General features: G+C 30.1%; 2 protein-coding genes and 1 tRNA gene. All 3 read left to right on the plus strand.

The features are described 5' to 3' along the window. Positions 1-37 precede the first annotated feature (37 nt). Positions 38-113, plus strand: a tRNA-Ala gene (locus tag RR409_RS20975). 277 nt (positions 114-390) lie between these two features. Then, a complete protein-coding gene (gene surE / locus RR409_RS20980) occupies positions 391-1,137 on the plus strand; it encodes a 5'/3'-nucleotidase SurE (RefSeq protein ID WP_332559721.1) in 747 nt (248 codons plus the stop codon). A gap of 186 nt (positions 1,138-1,323) precedes the next feature. Then, the gene (locus RR409_RS20985) at positions 1,324-2,478 is read left to right on the plus strand and encodes an alanine--glyoxylate aminotransferase family protein (protein WP_332559722.1); all 1,155 of its coding nucleotides are present in this window, start codon (positions 1,324-1,326) and stop codon (positions 2,476-2,478) included. Positions 2,479-3,010 lie beyond the last annotated feature (532 nt).

Here is a 3,010-nt window from a genome sequence, read left to right on the forward strand (position 1 = left end):
GGTCCGGGGTTCGAGTCCCTGAAGGTCCACCATATTTGGGGGTATAGCTCAGTTGGGAGAGCACCTGCCTTGCACGCAGGGGGTCAAGAGTTCGAGTCTCTTTATCTCCACCAAAAAGCAATCCGATTGGATTGCTTTTTTTCTTATATAACGAATTATTAAACAATGCTAATAATAATTATAAAATCATATGTTATGAATTGAAAGATTCCTATTTAAGAATGTGTGAAATTTTAAGTTTGACTAGTATAAATTATTGGCAAATAAATATTTTATGTTAGAAATATAAAAACATATAGAAATTTAAATGGATAAATAACTAATTTATAAACAAGGTTAGTATTGAGAATAATAAAATACATAGAGATTGTAAGATTAAGGAGATATGTTATGAAAATATTAATTACAAACGATGATGGAATTAATGCAAGAGGAATTCAACTCTTAGCTAAATCATTACAACATAGGCATGAGATTACAGTAGTGGCACCTGATAGACAAAGAAGCGCAAGTAGTCACTCAATAACTCTTACCGAGCCATTAATAATAAAGTTAGTAGAAGTAGATGGATTAAATTGTAGGTGTTTTAGTGTTAGTGGAACGCCAGCTGATTGCACAAAGATAGCTTTAGAAAAGCTAGTTTGTGATAAAGTCGATCTTGTAATATCAGGAATTAATGATGGATTTAATTTAGGGACAGATGTATTATACTCAGGTACAGTATCAGCAGCAATAGAAGCAGCTATTATGAAAGTACCCTCTATTGCAATATCCTGTAATGGGAACGAGAAAAGTTTTGAAATTGCAATAGATTATATAGATAAAATAATAGATTCTTTAGAGAATCAAGAACTCGAAGGCGATATCGTATTAAATGTAAATATTCCTCCTGTAGAAAAGTCCCAGGTAAAGGGAATAAAGGTTTGTAAAATAGGAGAACGAAGTTATAAAGACGTATTTATAGAAATAGAATCAACAAATTCACATAAAAAATACAAAGTTAAGGGAACTCCAGAAGATTTGGATGGAATAGATACAGATGTATTATATATAAAAGAAGGGTACATAACATTGACACCTCTTCACTATGATTTGACAAACTTTAATATACTGGATAAGGTATCTAAATGGTTTTAATGATATAAATAGTAAATCTTATTGTCACATTTAATGATAAATTTTCATTTAAATAAAAATCTATTCAAAGTAAAATTTCATGCATAATTATGCTACAAATTAAAATTATATGATAGCTATAAATAGGCTTTATAGTATAATATAGTTGTTAGTTTATGTAATTTTAGGCAAAGGAGAGCTGCTATTATGATGAAACCTTATGTATTTACACCAGGTCCAACTGAGGTTAGGGAAAATGTTCGAATGGCAAGAGCGTTAGAAACTACCAATCCAGATATAGATAGAAATTTTTATGATTTTTATAAGGAAACTTGTGAAAGAATTGGAGAAATTATTGGCACTGAAGAAAGTGTATATATACTCAGTGGTGAAGGGATTTTAGGCCTTGAGGCTGCTTGTGCATCTCTAACTGAGAAAAAAGATAGAGTATTAATTATAGATAATGGTATATTTGGAGAAGGTTTTGGAGATTTTGTAAAGATTTATGGTGGAGTTCCAGTATACTATTCTGTTGATAGAACTAAGGACATTGATATTCAAGAACTTAGAAGTTTTTTAGAAGAAGATCATGATTTTAAATATGCTACAGTGGTTCACTGCGATACACCTTCAGGAGTATTAAATGATATAAGTAGAATTTGTCCTATGTTGAAGGAATATGGAATTATAACAGTTGTAGATAGTGTTGCTGCTATGGTAGGGGAACCTATTAAAGTAGATGAATGGAAGATAGACATTGTGTTGGGTGGATCTCAAAAGGCCTTCTCTGCACCACCAGGACTTACTATACTATCTATTAGTGAGGATGCTTTCAAGGTTATGAAAAATAGAAAAACCCCAATTATAGGATTTTATTGCAATCTTACTATTTGGAAAGACTATTACGAGAAAAAGTGGTTTCCTTACACGATGCCAATAAGTGATATTATGGGATTAAGAAAAGCAGTAGATAATATTTTTTGTGAAGGTATAAATAATGTGCTCCAAAGGCATGAGAAAATAGCATCTGCTACTAGAAACGCAATTAGAGAGTATGGACTAAAACTTTATCTTAATAGTGGTTATTCTAATACAGTAACAGTAGTTGAAGTTCCAGAGAATATTACTATGGAAGAAATAAGCAATAATTTATTAGAAAAGTATAATGTTTTATTGGCTGGATCTTTTGGGTATTTAAAAGATAAGGTTTTTAGAATAGGGCATATGGGTGAAAATGCAAGGATAGAGAGAGTAATCTATGTACTAAATGTGTTAGACTTAACATTAAAGGAACTAGGTCATAAATCAGAAAACTCACTAGTTCAGTTGTTTAATCAATACTACAACTCTACAAGTTTATAATTTATTAAAGATGATATAAAGAAACTAGCAAAGAATACTTTGCTAGTTTTTAATTTGATAACTTCTATTAATGAAGTTAATTAATAAATTCAGTGCATATTGAGGTGTTTTCTTATAAAAATTTATGTCTTATAGAATAAGCATGTAAATATATTTAAGTTTTGCTGTAGTGATTTGTAGAGAATAATTTATAGTATAATGATTTATACCTTCACTCATAATATATATTTAGTTTATATAATTGCTTTAAAAGCATATTAGAACATCTAAAAGCGCTAGAAACTTTGCCATGTGTATCATTAAATGATATCGTGAGAAACAATGTGAAATATGGAGTAATTTAGGTGTAATATTAATATTCACGAACTTTACCACATCACTCGGAATAAGTATCATGATACTATAAGTCTTGTCCTTAAGAGATGGACGCAACATTGAAAATAAATTAATGAATTTTAAAAATGTGTTGACAAAGTCTTTTAATGATGATAAGATATAAAAGTCGCCAAGTGGTGACGACGCTACAATGTAG

The sequence above is a fragment of the Clostridium sp. genome (assembly GCF_036642255.1).
In the GTDB taxonomy this organism is placed as follows: Bacteria; Bacillota; Clostridia; order Clostridiales; family Clostridiaceae; genus Clostridium_J.

Excerpts from the sequence above, each read along its gene's own strand:
- surE (WP_332559721.1), top strand. The coding sequence starts at position 391 with ATGAAAATATTAATTACAAACGATGATGGAATTAATGCAAGAGGAATT.
- RR409_RS20985 (WP_332559722.1), top strand. The coding sequence starts at position 1,324 with ATGATGAAACCTTATGTATTTACACCAGGTCCAACTGAGGTTAGGGAA.